This is a genomic window from Pectobacterium sp. IFB5596 (assembly GCF_021432585.1).
Classification (GTDB): Bacteria; Pseudomonadota; Gammaproteobacteria; order Enterobacterales; family Enterobacteriaceae; genus Pectobacterium; species Pectobacterium punjabense.
The window spans coordinates 265,635-283,033 of record NZ_LXFY01000023.1 but is presented as its reverse complement, the minus strand read 5'-3'; the positions used below and the strand labels follow the sequence as shown (position 1 = coordinate 283,033).

Here is a 17,399-nt window from a genome sequence, read left to right as displayed (position 1 = left end):
CGGTCAATAAATACGCCTCTGTCGTTAACCGCTCCATCATTCACGTTTAATCAAGATGGGATCGGTAATATCGATCAGGTGAGTGAAGAGCTGCATCGCCGCGCCGGGTGTGGATATGCCAGCGGGGAGCGGCCAGCGCATCTCTTGCCCCGGTAACACATAGCCTAAAAAGCCGTCGGTTAACGTGGTCTTGCTTCCTTTTCCGCTTCGGTCTGCGGACCAATAGACGTTACTCAGACGGGCATGCACCACGCCGCGGTTGCGGACATAAAGATAGTTTTTTCCCCCAACGGCACTGATTCGCCAACTAAGCACGGGCAGCGTAGGTTCGGCGTTGGTTCGCCGTTTATCGGGGCGAGTATGTGTCCAGACACCTTCACCATCAAGGAACAAGGGCAACAGATAGCGCATCTGGAATTGCAGTCCCATCTGCGGGGCATCTTGTTGGTAGGGAGCGGAAATTTCATCAATGATGATACGGTAGGCCAGTTCAGTATTGGCGGGGGCCGAGTTGACGCGAATTAGGCGTATCATATTGCGTTTACCTGGTTCCAGCGTCATGAACGGTGGTGTAGCAATCACGTTACTTTGTTCGGCATAACGATCCTGAAAGTCTATTTGCTTCCAGGACATGATGCGGATTTGTAAACCGACGGGGGCAGTGCCTTTATTTTCCAGCCACAGCGCCGAACTGTTCTCATCTGATTCAATGACCTGATAAATTGGCCAAACGAGAATAGAGCTGGCAGCAAAACAAGATAAGCTGATACCGCTTAACAAAAAGATCATTGCCCGAATAAAAAACGTCATTTTCCTTTTCATCCTGTATTTACCCTGTTTTATTTTTAATAAGTCAGGCTGACGGTCACATTATCGGTATAAACCCCTGCGGGAGGCAGAGGTGTGCCGCCAAAATAGCGGGCATAAACGGTGTAAGTCTGGGCTGTAACCGGAAAAGAGACGATACTGAGCGCCAGACTTCCCGTTCCCCATACCTGCGTGCGTGCGGCATCACGATAAAGTTGGTAGGCCAATAGCCGCGTCCCTGCTGCATTTTTCAGATAACGCTGTGTACTGCTGCCACCATTGATGCCGTAGTCCAGTTCAATGATGGCGTTAATGCCAGGCGTACAGGTGGCGATAATCGAACCGCCTGCACTTGTGCTGGCAACATCCACGTTGGTGGCCGTGGCACTGCGCGTCCCGAAATTAAGTGTGCCCATATTGGGTTGACTGCTTGCCGTATTGGTACCAAACACACAGCCTTTTTGTATGACTGCTTCGACGTCAAAAGTGCTGCTGACCGTGAGCGCCATCGTCACCGTAGGAACTAGGGAGCCAAACAGCAGAAGTGACGACATCAATGCCGATGGAAAACGCATCGCTATACCGGTGGCTACTCAGCCTGAATGACGATACGGGAAATGCCAAGAGCCGGCTGTGGGGCGTAGGCAGTAAACACGATATCGCTTATAAGACGTGGTGGCATAACGGCTCCTTTTCTTGCGGATCAATGACCCTAAAAAGGCCGACATGTAAATATGTCAGCCTGTAAACCTTCACCATACGAGAGTGGCAGCAACGGTATCGGTATAAGAACCCGCAGAGGGTGACAAAACCGTTTGGTCTGATGGTTGAATTCGCGCATAGACCGGAACTAATTGTGGGTTGCCTGTTGCAGCAATCGCAATACCCGTTGTCCCTGTGGCTGTAAGCTCGGTGCTACGGGTGCTGTCGCTGTATAAACGATAAGGAACGTTATACGCTCCTGTCCCTGGTGCGAGCCTGCGTAGTGGCCCACTGTCGTTGAGCCCTGCGCCGATGTTCAGCGTGGCAGGGGTGCCAACAGAGCACGTGACAGTAATCCCTGTGCCCCCAGCGCTGGTCGCCTGGCTATCAATGTTGGCCGTCAAATCGGAGTGGGAACCAAAACTGATCGTACCCCATGTACCGGTTTGGCCTGCAGCGCCGTTGTTGATAGTGCAGGCCGCAGTAATCGTGAGTGATACGGGGATCTGACCATTAATCGTCACGCTGCTGGCGGTGGGAGAAAGGCCGAATGTGGTGAATAATGTAGCCAGAATAGGTAATGTTATACGCTTAGAATTCATAACGATTCCTTTATATGCATCTCACATATTTTCATCGAAAGTGTCTTCACGAAAAGGTATTGGTTTTCGTGAGTACTGCTCGTTACGAGTGACTATTACAAAAGAAATCATAACGAGTCGTTTTAATCAGTACGGCTATTTATATGGCATGGATTAACCGTACGGGAAAATACAGAGGGTTTATTCTCTTTCCTGATTACCGGAACCGCTGACACAAAAATATCGTACTACTGAAATATATCCTGCTAAAATTCCAGTGTTTTTCTCATGGTGAAAATAAATCTATAAAGGAAACGTATTGCTAATTTTCTCTTCCATGGTGATGAATGATTTCTAACATATAAAATAACAGAAAGACTCTCCGACCTTTATCCTGAATTGCACGAGCGTCCGTAAAATAGAAGGGCAATCTGTTTTTATTATATGGCGTTATATTCCGTATTTTTTCTTTATTCATATAAAGTGAATATCAAAAAACGCTATTTAAGATAAAGATAGAAGCAGAGTGGTTGTTTAACAATATTGCAAAATTGATATGTGTTAAAAAAGTGAAAATCATCGTTTTTTGTTTATTTAATGGTGTTTTGTGCTGATTTTTTGTTTTTAATCTGTTTTTTGATTAAATAAGTTGATTTGTTCGTAATTGATTATAATGTCCATCTTGATTTCATGGGTATATATTCCTAAGACGATGTACTTGGTCAGAAACCTTTAAAACTATTATTTATCAGTAGATTACTTCCGTAAAATGACAAAGGAACGTGCTTCATACGGAAACCCGATGTCAGGCGAGTTTATCAGGGCACTAAACTCAGGTAACCTACAGGGATAAAACAGGTTAGACCCTACATAATTCGAGTTGCAGGTGCAGGATAATGCGTGCATATGCAGCCTGAGTTATAGAAGATACATCATATATTTCATTAACATAGCGGTGTGATATGCAAGTGTTGATAATGCGTCATGGCGATGCGGTACTTGATGCAGCGAGTGATGCTGTTCGGCCATTAAGCGACGGTGGTCGTGATGAATCTCGCCAGATGGCGTGTTGGTTGAACGAGCAAAATATCGATATTGAGCGCGTTCTGGTGAGCCCTTATTTACGCGCTCAGCAAACGCTCGATGTGGTGAAAAAAGCGCTGCCTTTGCCGGAAGAAGCGGATTGCCTCAATGAACTGACACCCGGCGGTGATGCCCAGCTTGTCAGTTATTACCTGCAAACGCTGGCGAGAGAAGGTGTTGGTGCGGTTCTGGTTGTTTCGCATCTGCCGTTGGTGGGCTATCTGGTTGCTGAGTTATGTCAGAATGAAACGGCTCCAATGTTCGCCACCTCCGCTATCGCCTGCGTCAAGGTGGACACCGAATCCGGCAATGGGGTGCTGAACTGGCAAGTCAGCCCGGCACAGCTGACCGCAAAACCCTGATTTCTCAGCGAGAAACTCGAAGTTCGTGCAGTATGAGGCGTGTAGCGTGCTGCACGCCTTGTAAGGTTTGAAGCATGGCGAGGATTACTCAAGCGAAGGCGCTTCCAGCGCAACCAGTACCAGCAACGCTGCATTCCCTCCGAATTCTTTCGGTGCCTGATGAAAAGCCAGTACGTCAGGGTGCTGTGCCAGCCAGAGCGGTGTTTGTTGCTTAAGGATATGTTTGCCGTGTCCGTGCATTACGCAGGCGCAGTAAACGTGCTCCCGGCGACAGGCTGCCAGCAGTGCGCCCAATTCCTGCTTTGCCTGAAGCTGTGTCAGACCGTGTAAATCGAGAAACAGCTCCGGCGAATAATCCCCCCGCCGCAGTTTCTTCAATTCGTAATGGCTAGCGCCTGGGCGGATATAGCGCGTCGGGCCTTCTGCGTCCAACTGTGGCTGAAATTCATCCGAAAAATAAAAACTGGCATCAACCTGTTCCTGCAATGCTCGTTTTGCCGGTAATTCGCCTATTTTCCTGCGCAGCGGTTTATGGGTATAGGTATCCTGACGCAACTTTTTTGTGCCAGTGATTGACGTACGAAAAAGCTGCAATTCGTCGTCATTCAGCGAATATTTATTACTCATTTTTCATTCATCTTGCGTCAACATTCGATCAGTTTACCTTGTCTCCCCGCTGTCGCTAAATAAAAGTCTGTATCAGTGCGCGTTCAGTCGGTTATATCTGCTGATTTGTCGCGGGCTTCATGGCAAACTAAGCGCCAATTTCTTATTCAGAACTGTCTGCGGAGGACACCCTTGGACAAAATTTTCGTTGATGAGGCCGTCAGTGAACTTCATACCATCCAGGATATGTTGCGCTGGGCTGTCAGCCGGTTTAACGCAGCCAACGTCTATTACGGTCACGGGACGGATAATCCCTGGGATGAAGCCATACAGCTGGTACTGCCTAGTCTGTATCTGCCGCTCGATATTCCTGAAGATATGTACACGTCCCGTTTGATCACCAGCGAACGGCAGCGCATTGTTGAACGCGTGATCCGCCGCGTTAATGAGCGTATCCCGGTCGCCTATTTGACCAACAAAGCCTGGTTCTGCGGCCTGGAATTCTACGTTGACGAACGTGTGCTCGTGCCGCGATCTCCTATCGGTGAGCTGATCAATAACTATTTTGACGAGCAACTGCCGAAGACACCAAACCTTATTCTGGATCTGTGCACTGGCAGCGGCTGTATTGCTATTGCCTGTGCTCAGGCGTTCCCAGAAGCGGAGGTCGATGCGGTTGATATCTCCAGCGATGCGCTGGCGGTGACCGAGCAAAATATTCAGCAGCATGGTCTGGAATACCGTGTAACGCCGATTCGCTCTGACCTGTTCCGCGATTTACCGGCAATTCGCTATGATCTGATTGTGACCAATCCGCCGTATGTGGATGAAGAAGATATGTCCGATCTGCCGCAGGAATTCCGTTTCGAACCGGAACTGGGGCTAGCGGCGGGCAACGACGGCTTGGATCTGGTTCGTCGTATTCTGGCCTGTGCGCCAGACTATCTTAGTGACGACGGCGTGCTGATTTGCGAAGTGGGTAACAGCATGGTGCACCTGATCGATCAATATCCAGAGATTCCGTTCACCTGGCTGGAGTTTGATAACGGCGGTGACGGCGTGTTTATGCTAACCCAGTCACAGCTGGTTGATTGCAAAGATCATTTTAGCGCTTACCGTGATTAAACGGTCATAACGATATTCATCAGCCTTACCCATCTGGTCAGACGGTAAGGCAGAAACAGAACACATGTGAAGGAGTTGTGATGGCAGGCAACAGTATTGGGCAATTTTTCCGCGTCACTACATTTGGTGAATCCCACGGTATTGCTCTGGGATGTATTGTTGATGGCGTACCGCCGGGTATTCCGCTGACGGAAGCGGATTTACAACACGATTTGGATCGCCGCCGTCCGGGGACATCTCGCTATACGACACAGCGTCGCGAGCCCGATCAGGTCAAGATTTTGTCCGGCGTGTTTGAGGGGGTGACAACAGGGACCAGCATTGGCCTGCTGATTGAAAACACCGATCAGCGCTCTCAGGATTACAGCGCGATTAAAGATGTTTTCCGCCCTGGTCACGCCGATTATACCTATGAGCAAAAGTACGGTCTGCGTGATTACCGCGGTGGCGGTCGCTCTTCTGCGCGTGAAACCGCGATGCGCGTTGCCGCAGGGGCGATTGCGAAGAAATACTTGCAACAACAATATGGTGTGAAGGTTCGTGGCTACCTGTCACAGATTGGCGATGTCACCTGCGAGCTGAAAGATTGGGAACAGGTGGAGCAAAACCCGTTCTTTTGCCCGGATATCGACAAGTTGGACGCATTGGATGAACTGATGCGCGCGCTGAAAAAAGAGGGTGATTCCATCGGCGCGAAGGTGAGCGTTGTAGCGGAGTCGGTGCCCGCCGGATTAGGTGAACCGGTCTTTGACCGGCTGGATGCCGATCTGGCTCATGCATTGATGAGCATCAATGCTGTGAAGGGCGTCGAAATTGGCGATGGGTTTGCCGTTGTCACCAAACGTGGCAGCGAAAACCGCGACGAAATCACACCGGAAGGCTTTCAGAGCAATCATGCTGGCGGCATTTTGGGCGGGATCAGCAGCGGTCAGAACATCGTTGCGCATCTGGCGTTGAAACCGACCTCCAGCATTATGGTGCCGGGAAAAACGATCAACCGTCAGGGTGAAGCGACTGAAATGGTAACGCGTGGACGTCACGATCCGTGTGTCGGGATTCGCGCAGTGCCGATTGCCGAAGCGATGATGGCGATCGTGTTAATGGATCACCTGTTGCGCCAACGCGCACAGTGTGGGGATGTGAACAGTCAGGTTCCTCGCTGGTAAAAATAATGAAACAAGGGTTAATCGGGGTTCTCGCGCTGGCGCTGAGTGCATCGTTGTTGTCGAATGCCGCGTGGGCAAAAACACCGTGGCAGGAGATAACGCATCCGGTCGCGGGTGCGGCACAGGCAATTGGTAGCTTTTCCAATGGCTGCATCATCGGTGCCCAGCCGTTGCCGTTGCAGTCTCTGGATTATCAGGTGATGCGCGTCGATCAGCGCCGCTATTTTGGTCACCCCGATCTTCTCGCGTTCATTCAGCGCCTGAGTACCGAGGTTAAGCGCACGACATCGGGTAATGTGCTGGTGGGGGATATGGGAATGCCTGTCGGTGGACGTTTCAGCAGCGGCCACGCCAGTCACCAATCCGGGTTGGATGTGGACATCTGGCTACAGTTGCCCAGACAGCGCTGGAGTGAACAACAGTTGCTGAAACCACAGCCTATCGATTTGGTTAATGCCAGCGGGCTTAACGTCAACCCGCGCGTTTGGCGGCCGGAAGTCACTACGCTGATCAAGACTGCGGCACTCGATAGCGACGTGACGCGTATTTTCGTTAATCCGGCGATTAAAAAACAGCTGTGTGCCGAAGCGGGTCACGATCGTGACTGGTTACGTAAAGTCCGCCCTTGGTTTGCGCATCGTGCGCATATGCATGTTCGTTTGCGCTGCCCGGCAGATAGCCTGGAGTGTCAGGAACAGAGCGATCCTCCTATCGGAGACGGATGCGGTGCTGAGTTAACCAGTTGGTTCCAGCCGAAGCAGCCGAGTAGCGAAGCCCCAGAGAAAACGACGCCGCCACCGTTGCCGCCTTCTTGTCAGGCATTGCTCGACAGACATTTTGCCGCGAGATAACGAATAACGATGGATTGGTTAGTTCTTGGGCCAGACATGCTGGCCGTGTTGTTTTTTGTCGGGGCGCTGGCAGGGTTTATTGATTCGATTGCTGGTGGCGGTGGGTTATTGACGATCCCGGCCTTGCTGGCGGCGGGTTTATCCCCGGCGCAGGCGCTGGCAACGAATAAACTTCAGGCTGTCGGCGGCTCCTTTTCTGCCAGCCTGTATTTTATTCGTCGGCGTGCGGTGAATCTGGGCGAGCAGAAACTGGCTATTGCGCTGACGTTTGTCGGCTCGACCTTTGGTGCCTGGTTGATTCAGCAAATCCATGCCGATTTTCTACGCCAACTATTGCCGTTCCTCATCATTGGTATTGGCCTCTACTTCTTATTAACGCCCAAAATCGGCGATGAAGATCGGCAGCGCCGCCTGTCGCCGCTGCCGTTTGCGATTGTGGCAGGTGGTTGCGTCGGTTTTTATGATGGTTTTTTCGGTCCCGGTGCCGGGTCGTTTTACGCGCTGGCCTTTGTCACCTTGTATGGTTTCAATCTGGCAAAAGCGACGGCGAATGCCAAAATCCTGAACTTTACCTCCAATTTCGGCGGTCTGCTGTTTTTCATTCTGGGCGGTCAGGTGGTCTGGGTCGTCGGGGGCGTGATGCTGATCGGGCAGATCCTCGGTGCGCGGCTTGGCGCCAAAATGGTCATGACAAAAGGGCAAAAGCTGATCCGCCCTATGCTGGTGCTGGTTTCCGCCATCATGAGCAGCAAGCTGATTTATGACAGCCATGGGCATGCGATTGCTGCCTGGCTGGGACAGCTTTTATGATAAAAATTTTATAATGACAACAAATAACATGACAACGACGCACCATTATCAACAACTGATTGATATTTTTAATGATTGCTTTGGCGACGAATACAATACCCGTCTGGTAAAAGGCGACGATGAGCCTATTTATCTGCCAGCGGATGATGAGATTCCGTATCATCGGATTGTGTTTGCTCACGGTTTTTATGCCAGCGCGCTGCACGAGATTTCTCACTGGTGCATTGCCGGTGCACAGCGGCGTTTGCAGGTCGACTTTGGCTACTGGTACTGCCCGGATGGTCGCGATGCGGCGACGCAAAGCCAATTTGAAGTGGTGGAGATCAAACCCCAGGCTTTCGACTGGCTATTCTGCGTTGCAGCAGGCTTTCCGTTTAACGTCAGCTGCGACAACCTGAACGGCGATTGTGAGCCGGATCGTATTGATTTCCAACGACGTGTGCATGCACAAGTGATGCAGTATCTGGAAGAAGGGATTCCTGCGCGCCCGGCAAGCTTTATTCACGCGTTACAATCGTTTTACAATACGCCACCGCTGACGGCGGCGAGCTTCCCGTATCCAGCCGATCTGTGATGAACGGGAACTGCAAAAAATTTGAGGATAAGAAATGATCGCAGAATTTGAAACGCGCATTTTGGCGCTGATTGATGACATGGTAGAACATGCCAGCGACGACGAACTTTTTGCTGGTGGCTATTTGCGTGGTCATCTGACAGTGTCAGTCGCAGAAGCGGAAGAGAACGGGGAACAGACGCTTGAAGCACTGCATGTGCGCGTTAGCGACAGTATTAACAACGCGATCAAAAATGGTGAACTGTCACCACCGGATCAGGTGCTGGTTAACGGAATGTGGGAACGCTTGTTCCAGCAGGCACAAAACAGCACGCACTGATTTTTATGTGTGCTCATCGTCAGTCTGTCAGTGCTGGCTTAGCCAAGCCAGCACATCCTCTTCCCCATTAATCCTGAGCCACGGGTTTACCTTTTAGCAGTTTCCTTATCCAGAAGCGATTCGGGTTTAGCGCAGCTAGCGCGTCACGATCCAGTGGTAGGGGTTCGCCATACATCTGCGACGCTAAAATTTCCGCCGCAAGTGGGGCAGAGCAGAGCCCGCGCGATCCTAACGCACCGATAATAAACAGATCCTGCCAATAAGGTGCGCTTGGCACAGCGTCAGTACGATGCTGTGGATGCAGTCGATCTTCATAGTCTGTCAGCGTTTTTTCATAGTCCGGCACCGCGCCTAAGAGCGGCAGATGATCGCGCAGCGCGCAGCGGACGCCTTGGCGAGCCTGTCCATCGCTGACATCGACTGCTTTGGTCCAATCGGCGTTGGGCAAGCAATTCAGCAACCGTTGACGGTTCTCCTGCTGCTCTTCTTCCCGATAATCACAATGCGCTTCGCCGCGTAGATAGCTCGCCCCGATGCAGTGTGTTTGATGTTGCGGGCTCACTGGTGTCAGGTAGCCGTCGTAGCACAACACCTGCTTTAACTGGCCCAGCACAGGGTTAGTCGGAATGTGGCTGACCTGCCCACGTACGGCGTAGCCGGGTAAATGGTGGGTTTGTGCCCAGTCGGTAATCTGGTGACCGTTCGCCAGCACCACGACCGCATGGCTGACTTGTTGGCCAGTGCGTAGAGTGAGCGCCCAGCCGTTATCTGTTTTCTCCAGATCGGAAATGGTGGTACTCATCTGTACTGACAGGCCGTGTTGCTGTGCCAGCTTCAGCGCAGCGGCTGTCAGTTCTGCTGGACACAGCCAGCCACCGTCGGGGTAGGTGATGCCATTTACGCCGGGATTCAGGCCGCTCTGCTTTTCCAGTTGCTGCTCATCAACGCTAACGACCAGTTCTTCCGGCCATTCCCCTTGCAGAATCTGCTCGATCTTACGCGCGCTCTTTTCATCCCAGGCAAGCTGGCTGACGCCACACCACTGGTGTTCAAATTCCAGCCCCTGCTGCGCCAGCGCCGTGTAGCTGCGGTGGGCAAAGTCAAAGGCGAGCGAGAAAAAACGGGATACCGCATCGTGTCGGTTATTCAGCAGAGGATACAACGCGCCCTGACGATTGCCAGATGCGCCAGTGGCAGGCTGTGACTCCGCGCAGTAGAGCGTGACGTTTGCACCACGCCGTTGCAGTGCCAGCGCGGTGAGCACGCTGGCGATACCGCCGCCGATAATCGCAATATCGTCAGTCGTGCTGGCCGCTGGGCGTGCATACCACGGTGTCGGCGAACTGATGGGAAGTACATCGGGAAGGATGCCGCTCAGCATTTCGCGCTTCTGCCCGAATCCTTTGATTTTGCTGACCTGAAATCCCGCCTGTTGTAGCCCACGTCGCACAAAACCTGCGGCGGTAAAGGTGGCGAATGTTCCTTCTTTACGACACAGGCGTGCCATTGCCTGAAACAGATTATCGGTCCACATGTCAGGGTTTTTGGCGGGTGCGAAGCCATCCAAAAACCAGGCATCAACCTGATGGTTTTGGGTGTCGTCCAGCTCAGGTAATAAGACATTGACGTCGCCAAACCATAAATCGAGCGTGATGCTGCCTTGCGCCAGAATCAGACGGTGACACCCCGGCAGCGCTAACGGCCACTGCTGGCGCAGTTCATCTGCGAATTCGGCTAACTCTGGCCACTGTGCGTGTGCGGCAGCCAGATCGTGCTGGCGCAGGGGGAATTTCTCGAAGCTGATGAAATGTAAGTGTCGTAATGTCGCCTGCGGCTGCTGTTGACGAAAATGGGAAAAGGCTTGCCACAGCGTGAGAAAATTCAGTCCGGTGCCAAAGCCGGTTTCCGCTATCACGCACGCTGTGCGCGGGTGAGTGGTGAAGCGCTCAGGAAACTGATTGCCCTGTAAAAACACATAACGGGTTTCGGCTAACCCATCCTGATTCGAAAAATAGACGTCATCAAACTGTTGCGATACAGGTGTACCCTGAGCGTTCCAACTTAACGACGCATGTTGGATGGGAAGGTTAGCCACGGTAAAAGCTCATTATTCAAGTGATGGCGAGATTTTAACGAGCTGAAGATCGTGGTGCAAATTTAGCAATAATTTCTCGCTAGTTCGGCTGATCGGACTTGTTCAGCTTACAACTGTACGCTAAAGTGCGAAGCGAAATCCCAAACTCTATAAGTGGAAGAAGAGGTATTAAATGAAACGTGCAGTGATTACTGGCCTGGGGATCGTATCAAGCATTGGTAATAACCAGCAGGAAGTTCTGGCATCATTGCGGGAAGGCCGCTCGGGTATTACTTTCTCTCAAGAGCTGAAAGATTCCGGCATGCGTAGTCACGTCTGGGGGAATGTCAAACTGGACACCACTGGCCTCATTGACCGCAAAGTTGTGCGTTTTATGAGTGATGCGTCGATTTATGCCTACTTATCTATGGAGCAGGCGATTCAAGATTCTGGGCTGTCTGATGAAGTTTATCAGAATAACCCGCGCGTTGGTTTGATTGCCGGTTCTGGCGGTTCTGCGCGTTATCAGGTATTTGGTGCTGATGCGATGCGTAGCCCACGTGGTCTGAAAGCGGTTGGCCCTTACGTGGTGACCAAATCAATGGGTTCTGCGGTGTCTGCCTGTCTGGCAACGCCGTTCAAAATTCACGGTGTGAACTACTCCATCAGCTCTGCCTGTGCCACTTCTGCACACTGTATCGGTAACGCCGTTGAGCAAATCCAGATGGGCAAACAGGATATCGTGTTCGCCGGTGGTGCTGAAGAACTGTGCTGGGAATTGGCCTGTGAGTTTGACGCCATGGGCGCGCTGTCCACCAAATACAATGAGACGCCAGAAAAAGCCTCTCGCACCTACGATGCCGGTCGCGATGGTTTTGTGATCGCAGGCGGTGGCGGTATGGTCGTGGTAGAAGAATTGGAACACGCACTGGCACGTGGCGCGCATATTTACGCAGAAGTTGTCGGCTACGGTGCAACGTCTGACGGTGCGGATATGGTTGCCCCATCGGGTGAAGGTGCGGTTCGCTGCATGAAGATGGCGATGAATGGTGTTGATACGCCAATTGATTACCTGAACTCTCACGGCACGTCTACGCCGGTTGGCGATGTGAAGGAACTGGGCGCAATTCGTGAAGTGTTTGGTGATACCTCGCCAGCTATCTCTGCGACGAAGGCGATGACGGGTCACTCTCTGGGGGCTGCTGGCGTTCAGGAAGCCATTTACTCCCTGCTGATGTTGGAACATAGCTTCGTTGCACCGAGCATCAACGTGGAAAATCTGGACGAACAGGCTGCTGGCCTGAACATCGTGACTGAACCGACGGAACGTAAACTGACCACGGTGATGTCTAACAGCTTCGGGTTCGGTGGTACGAACGCGACACTGGTGATGAGAAAACTCGATAAATAATCGGTTTTTCACCCGCGTATTATTATGAAAAGTAATAAAAACCCCGCAGGCGTAAGCCGCGGGGTTTTTGTTTTTGGGATGGTGTTCAACTGGCGTGAGGTTCTGTTATGGAAGCGGTACTGTCCACTTTTTGATTGCAGTAGTCACATCCTGCATGGCGTCTTTTGCCGCCTGACTGATGCCCCCAAGCTGGAAAAAACCGTGAATAACCCCCAAATAGCGCCGGCATTGTGCATTGACACCCTGCTCGGTTAGCGTGCGGAACAGTGCTTCTCCTTCGTCTCGTAGCGGATCATATTCTGCTGTAATGATCAGCGTTGACGGCAAACCCGATAATGGGCTGTGCATAGCCGGGCTGGCTTCGCAATGATTGGGAGTCAAGGAATCAAAATAGGCTTCATATCCACTCACCAACGTTTCTCGTGTAATGACATAATCTTTGCCATTTGTACGGTAACTATCGCTGCTGGCTGTGGCATCCAGCATGGGGTAGATCAGGATTTGTCCGCAGGGTTTGAATGTACCGCGATCGCGTAACCGTATGGCAGTCACTAACGCCAGGTGGCCTCCAGCACTGTCACCCATCAAGATGATATTGTCGGGATCGATATCCAACATGTTGGCGCGTTCATGGATCATTTTAGCAGCATGGTAGGCATCATCATGTGCAGCCGGGTAGCGATGTTCTGGGGCTAAACGGTACTGTACAGCAATGACTTTACAGCCGCTGTGAAAGGCGATATGTCGTAATTGGCAATCGTGTGTGGCGAACCCACCGCTGACGAAACATCCACCATGATAGTAAATTACAGCAGAAGCGCGTGGCTGTGCGGTCGGTGGCGTGTAAAGCCGCAGTGTGAGTGATTGCCAATTTATCTCTTCACAATTGACGCCAGGAGGCGCCTCTCCTGCCAGCACGGTACTGGCGATATATCCTTCACGGCGTTCCGCCAACGTTTGATTTTTTACTGAAGGGCGACCATTACGGATAAACGTATTGACGAGTTCAGCAATGTTTGGCTCAAGAGTCATCCTGTCTCCTTTGATGGAAAGAAAGCTGAGTGGCGTGATTAAGGTGTACTATCGTAGTGCGGTTAGGTTTAACACGTATTGCGCAGACTAATTTTGCGCTACAGCAGCACCCAGAGCAGAAATGCAGCCACGCAGGTGCTGACAATCACCAGAAACATCGGCTTGTGGAACAGGGATTGCCAACTGAGCGGTAGCGATGCAATCAATGGGTTAAACAGCGGATGTAGCAACTGTGAGGTCGTCGTCCAGTCAGTTTCCTGTGAGCGCTGAATTCGTTGCGTAAACAGGAGCGTCAGCAGATCGCTGACCTGCATCGGCGTCAGCGGGGTTTGCAAGCCGATATTGAAACGATTCTGTGTGTAATCTATCAGTAATTGTTGTTCCTGCGCGGTCATAGGCTGTTGTAACAGAGCCTGCAACGGAGCGAGGTTCGGGGCAAGCAGGGTGCTCTGTATTGGCTGTGGTGATGAGAGCGTAGTTGTTGATGCCGAATTTGCATTTGTCGCGTTAGCCGTATTGGTTGTGTTGGCTGCCAGCGATTCCTGAGGTGTGCCAGCCGTTCCCGTATTGGTCGGCGTTCCCTGTGGCGTCAACGTGGTGCGAAGCAGCGTCTGCGTCTGTTGCAGTTCAACTTGCGCTTGCAGGAACTGCGTGAGTAGCGGCAGATGCTTGAACGGGATGGCGTCGCCAGGGGTAAGATTCTGCATCGTCATCAGGTTACTCAGCACTCTCGCGGGTTGTTCCCCTGTCATGGTCGCTAGCCGAGTGACTAACTGATTCAAGCTGCGCTGTTCAACTGGTGAGAGCGGACGCTCAGGCGAATTAGGTGCCTGAGCCGCTTGCGGTGCTGAGGTCGGTGCTGTTGACTGCGGAATCTGCCCATTTTGTAGCAGTGTCACAACCTGCTGTAGCTGCGTTTTACTTAGCGCACTTAGCGTGGTACTACCGAACTGTTGACGGATGAAATCACTGACTGCCTGACGATTATTGCCCTGAGACAGCATATCTGTCAGGCGCTGAAGCAACGGCTGGCGGCCGCTGTTATCTTGCGCCTGCGTTAGGCGCGTCTGGAGTATTTGCTCGGCTGGTTGGTAGTGGCGGGACTGTAGTTCATTATTTTCTGCTAGCCCTAACCCCTGTTTTACCGTCGTCCAGACTTCCGCCGCCTTTGACGTTGTCAGCGCAGCAACTTTAAGCACCAGATTCTCCAGCGTGGTTCGCTGTGCCAGCGTCAGCGGCCGATCGTCACTGGTGGAACCTGCGGCGTTAGAGGATGTAGATGAGGTTGACGATGTCGTTGTCGGCGTAACCGCACGTTCGCCGGGCAGCGGGGCACCTGGGCCACTTACAGGTTGCATATTGGTTATCCTCACTGCCGTCATGATTGAGATGAATCATAGCAATCTCCCGTGGCGGCCGATAGTCATGCGTCGCCTAAAACGCACTAATCACTCGAAGTACGCCCTAACGGGACGCGCAAACGCTGGGCGAGGATAACACCGAGTAGCGTAATGCCTCCGCCAACCAGATGATAATGGTGCAACGGTTCATGTAAAAAACCAATCGCAATCACTGCCGCAAAGATTGGCGTCAGGTTCATAAAGATGGCGGCTTTGCTGGCTCCCAGACGCATCACCCCTTGAATCCACAGAAAAGGTGCAATAATTGAGGCCATGATGCCCGCGAAAATCACCAGCGGCAGATTTTGGGCATTGAGCTCAACATTCTCTGTCAGCAAGAAGTTGGGAATCAGTACCACCACGCCAAAGGCAATTTGCACGTAGAGCGATACCCAGTTGGGCAGCGGAATGCTCCAGCGTTTGGTTAACACGCCATAGAGTGCGTAGGACAGCGCGGCACAAAACATCATGAATTCACCGGGGCCGATGCCTTGCGCCAGAATCTGTTCGGGATGCCCCTCGCCAATCAGCCAGACGATTCCTGCCAGTGACAGCAGGCTCCCGAGCAGCACGCCCAGCGTGGGTGCCACGCGTAGCAGAGGAATGCTGAGCAAGACGGTGAGTAGCGGCACGAGCGACCCCATGATCCCCATCATCACGGCGCTGATTGTGTGTGCGGCGTAGTAGGCCAGACTTTGGTACAACACCATGCCGAGCAAACCCAACGCCAGTAGTTTCCACGCGTGCTGGCGAATGGCTGCGGCATGGTGGCGCAGGGCTGGCAGCATGAACGGTGTCATGACAAGAAATGCCAGTAGCCAGCGGTAAAATGAAATAGCTGCGGGATCGATGACGGTAGCGGAGAGTTTGTTGACAATGACGTTAACTGACCAGATCAGGACGGCGATGGTGGGAAATAGGGCGTTCAACGTTGGGTTTCTCACAGCAGACCAAACGGCAAATACATCGGTTGCCCGTCTGGTTGATAAAAATGGGCAAGTGCCACAATGGCAAACAACATAACAGAGCCACGTGACGGCGATCAACCCAGTCTGGCTTTCAAGAAGCACGGGCTTGCTACGATAAATTACCGTCTATCGCAGGAATGATGGCGCTACAATATCGACGTGAACCGATGGCGGAAAGGGATCGCATCGTAATTGCCTTGGGTTTCTGCACCATTCGGTGGCAAAATATCTCCCCGCTTTTTTTGGCTGGCTACAGGTTACCGGAGAAGAGAATGAAGATTCTGGTTGATGAGAATATGCCGTATGCCCGCGAGCTTTTCAGCCGTTTGGGTGACGTTCAAGCCGTACCGGGACGCCCTTTACCGCGCGATTTGCTGGCAGGCGCTGATGCGCTGATGGTGCGATCGGTCACGAAAGTGAACGCGGATCTGCTGTCTGGCGCAGCGGTAAAATTTGTCGGCAGCGCGACGGCAGGCACCGACCATGTTGATGAGCCCTGGCTTAATGCTAACGGCATCGCGTTTTCCGCTGCCCCCGGCTGTAATGCCATTGCGGTAGTAGAATACGTGTTTTCTTCTTTGCTGATGCTGGCTGAACGTGATGGTTTTCAACTGCGCGATAAAACTGTCGGTATTGTTGGCGTGGGGAATGTTGGGAGACGTCTGGATACACGCCTGAAAGCCTGGGGGGTGAAAACGCTGTTGTGCGATCCGCCGCGAGCCGATCGCGGTGAGGCGGGCGATTTCCTGCCGCTGGAAACGCTGGTGCGTGATGCTGATATTTTGACGCTGCATACGCCACTGTATCTTGACGGGCAGTACCGGACACATCATTTGGTCGATGCCAACGTGCTGAATGCATTTGCGGACGGACGTATTCTGATTAACGCCTGCCGTGGTCCAGTGGTGGATAATGTTGCATTGCTTGAGGCGCTGCAACAGGGCAAAAAACTTAGTGTGATTCTTGATGTGTGGGAACCCGAACCCGCGTTATCGACCGATTTGCTGGCGCGAGTGGACATCGGTACGGCGCATATCGCGGGTTATACGCTGGAAGGAAAAGCACGTGGCACCACACAGGTTTTTGAAGCCTGGAGCGAGTTTATTGGAACACCGCAGCAGGTTGCACTGTCATCGCTTTTACCTGATCCGGACTATGCCGAAGTGACATTAACCGCACCGTTGGATGAGTCGTTGCTAAAACGTCTGGTGCATCTGGTGTATGATGTGCGCCGAGACGATGCGCTATTGCGTCACGTTGCGCATCAGGAAGGCGAATTCGATCGCCTGCGTAAACATTATCAGGAACGACGCGAATGGTCGTCACTCCATGTCATCTGTGCCGATGCTGAAAGTGCAGATTGTCTGAACTCGCTGGGATTCACCGCGTCGGTGCGGGGCGCACGCTAGCGGCGTTCCTCTCGCGACGGTGTTGCGCGAGTATGATTCTTTTTTTATTCAGGAACTGACAGACGGTGTCGCTATCGTCTGTCGGTTTCCTTCATGATTTGTGTTTCATTCAAAATTTG

17 protein-coding genes are annotated in these 17,399 nt (G+C 52.1%); 9 read left to right on the top strand and 8 right to left on the bottom strand.

The features are described from left to right. Positions 1 to 36 precede the first annotated feature (36 nt). From A6301_RS14960 to A6301_RS14950, 3 genes are all read right to left on the bottom strand, one after another. Entirely contained in the window at positions 37 to 810 is a 774-nt protein-coding gene (locus A6301_RS14960; RefSeq protein WP_107169704.1) for a molecular chaperone, read from the bottom strand. Between the two features lie 35 nt (positions 811 to 845). Continuing rightward, positions 846 to 1,382, bottom strand: a complete 537-nt coding sequence (locus tag A6301_RS14955; RefSeq protein WP_234258134.1) for a spore coat U domain-containing protein — start codon at positions 1,380 to 1,382, stop codon at positions 846 to 848. A gap of 177 nt (positions 1,383 to 1,559) precedes the next feature. Then, a complete protein-coding gene (locus tag A6301_RS14950; protein ID WP_107169706.1) occupies positions 1,560 to 2,111 on the bottom strand; it encodes a spore coat U domain-containing protein in 552 nt (183 codons plus the stop codon). 941 nt (positions 2,112 to 3,052) lie between these two features. Here A6301_RS14950 and sixA point away from each other — a divergent pair. Next, a complete protein-coding gene (gene sixA, locus A6301_RS14945; protein WP_234258133.1) occupies positions 3,053 to 3,535 on the top strand; it encodes a phosphohistidine phosphatase SixA in 483 nt (160 codons plus the stop codon). A gap of 84 nt (positions 3,536 to 3,619) precedes the next feature. Here the strand turns inward: sixA and smrB are convergent, their stop codons facing one another. Then, complete coding sequence (smrB, locus tag A6301_RS14940; RefSeq protein ID WP_107169708.1) at positions 3,620 to 4,162, bottom strand: endonuclease SmrB; 543 nt, start codon at positions 4,160 to 4,162, stop codon at positions 3,620 to 3,622. A 171-nt stretch (positions 4,163 to 4,333) separates the two neighbouring features. Between smrB and prmB the strand changes: the two genes are divergently transcribed. From prmB to A6301_RS14910, 6 genes are all read left to right on the top strand, one after another. After that, positions 4,334 to 5,266, top strand: a complete 933-nt coding sequence (gene prmB / locus A6301_RS14935; RefSeq protein WP_107169709.1) for a 50S ribosomal protein L3 N(5)-glutamine methyltransferase — start codon at positions 4,334 to 4,336, stop codon at positions 5,264 to 5,266. A gap of 80 nt (positions 5,267 to 5,346) precedes the next feature. Further along, positions 5,347 to 6,432: a chorismate synthase gene (aroC, locus tag A6301_RS14930; RefSeq protein ID WP_107169710.1), complete on the top strand. Its 1,086-nt coding sequence runs from the start codon at positions 5,347 to 5,349 to the stop codon at positions 6,430 to 6,432. Between the two features lie 5 nt (positions 6,433 to 6,437). Beyond that, entirely contained in the window at positions 6,438 to 7,283 is an 846-nt protein-coding gene (gene mepA / locus A6301_RS14925) for a penicillin-insensitive murein endopeptidase (protein ID WP_107169711.1), read from the top strand. A 9-nt stretch (positions 7,284 to 7,292) separates the two neighbouring features. Then, positions 7,293 to 8,093 carry a sulfite exporter TauE/SafE family protein gene (locus A6301_RS14920; protein WP_107169712.1) on the top strand — a complete coding sequence of 267 codons (801 nt, stop codon included), beginning with the start codon at positions 7,293 to 7,295 and terminating at the stop codon, positions 8,091 to 8,093. A 28-nt stretch (positions 8,094 to 8,121) separates the two neighbouring features. Continuing rightward, positions 8,122 to 8,667 (top strand): elongation factor P hydroxylase, encoded by a 546-nt coding sequence (locus tag A6301_RS14915; RefSeq protein ID WP_107169727.1) that lies wholly within the window; start codon positions 8,122 to 8,124, stop codon positions 8,665 to 8,667. Between the two features lie 34 nt (positions 8,668 to 8,701). After that, on the top strand, positions 8,702 to 8,986 hold the full coding sequence (locus tag A6301_RS14910; protein WP_010298554.1) for a YfcL family protein: 285 nt from the start codon (positions 8,702 to 8,704) through the stop codon (positions 8,984 to 8,986). 67 nt (positions 8,987 to 9,053) lie between these two features. Here A6301_RS14910 and mnmC read toward each other — a convergent pair whose 3' ends face one another. Next, entirely contained in the window at positions 9,054 to 11,081 is a 2,028-nt protein-coding gene (mnmC, locus tag A6301_RS14905) for a bifunctional tRNA (5-methylaminomethyl-2-thiouridine)(34)-methyltransferase MnmD/FAD-dependent 5-carboxymethylaminomethyl-2-thiouridine(34) oxidoreductase MnmC (RefSeq protein WP_234258132.1), read from the bottom strand. A gap of 172 nt (positions 11,082 to 11,253) precedes the next feature. Between mnmC and fabB the strand changes: the two genes are divergently transcribed. Then, positions 11,254 to 12,471 (top strand): beta-ketoacyl-ACP synthase I, encoded by a 1,218-nt coding sequence (fabB, locus tag A6301_RS14900; RefSeq protein ID WP_234258131.1) that lies wholly within the window; start codon positions 11,254 to 11,256, stop codon positions 12,469 to 12,471. 105 nt (positions 12,472 to 12,576) lie between these two features. On the opposite strand, the gene A6301_RS14895 is transcribed toward fabB, so the two are convergent. The 3 genes from A6301_RS14895 to A6301_RS14885 form a co-directional block, all read right to left on the bottom strand. Beyond that, positions 12,577 to 13,503: an alpha/beta hydrolase gene (locus A6301_RS14895; RefSeq protein ID WP_205543028.1), complete on the bottom strand. Its 927-nt coding sequence runs from the start codon at positions 13,501 to 13,503 to the stop codon at positions 12,577 to 12,579. A gap of 98 nt (positions 13,504 to 13,601) precedes the next feature. After that, complete coding sequence (flk, locus tag A6301_RS14890) at positions 13,602 to 14,861, bottom strand: flagella biosynthesis regulator Flk (RefSeq protein WP_234258130.1); 1,260 nt, start codon at positions 14,859 to 14,861, stop codon at positions 13,602 to 13,604. Positions 14,862 to 14,947: 86 nt separating this feature from the next. Beyond that, positions 14,948 to 15,832, bottom strand: a complete 885-nt coding sequence (locus A6301_RS14885; RefSeq protein WP_205942481.1) for a DMT family transporter — start codon at positions 15,830 to 15,832, stop codon at positions 14,948 to 14,950. Positions 15,833 to 16,143: 311 nt separating this feature from the next. Here A6301_RS14885 and pdxB point away from each other — a divergent pair, with 311 nt between their 5' ends. Beyond that, positions 16,144 to 17,280 (top strand): 4-phosphoerythronate dehydrogenase PdxB, encoded by a 1,137-nt coding sequence (gene pdxB, locus A6301_RS14880; protein WP_107169716.1) that lies wholly within the window; start codon positions 16,144 to 16,146, stop codon positions 17,278 to 17,280. Positions 17,281 to 17,399 lie beyond the last annotated feature (119 nt).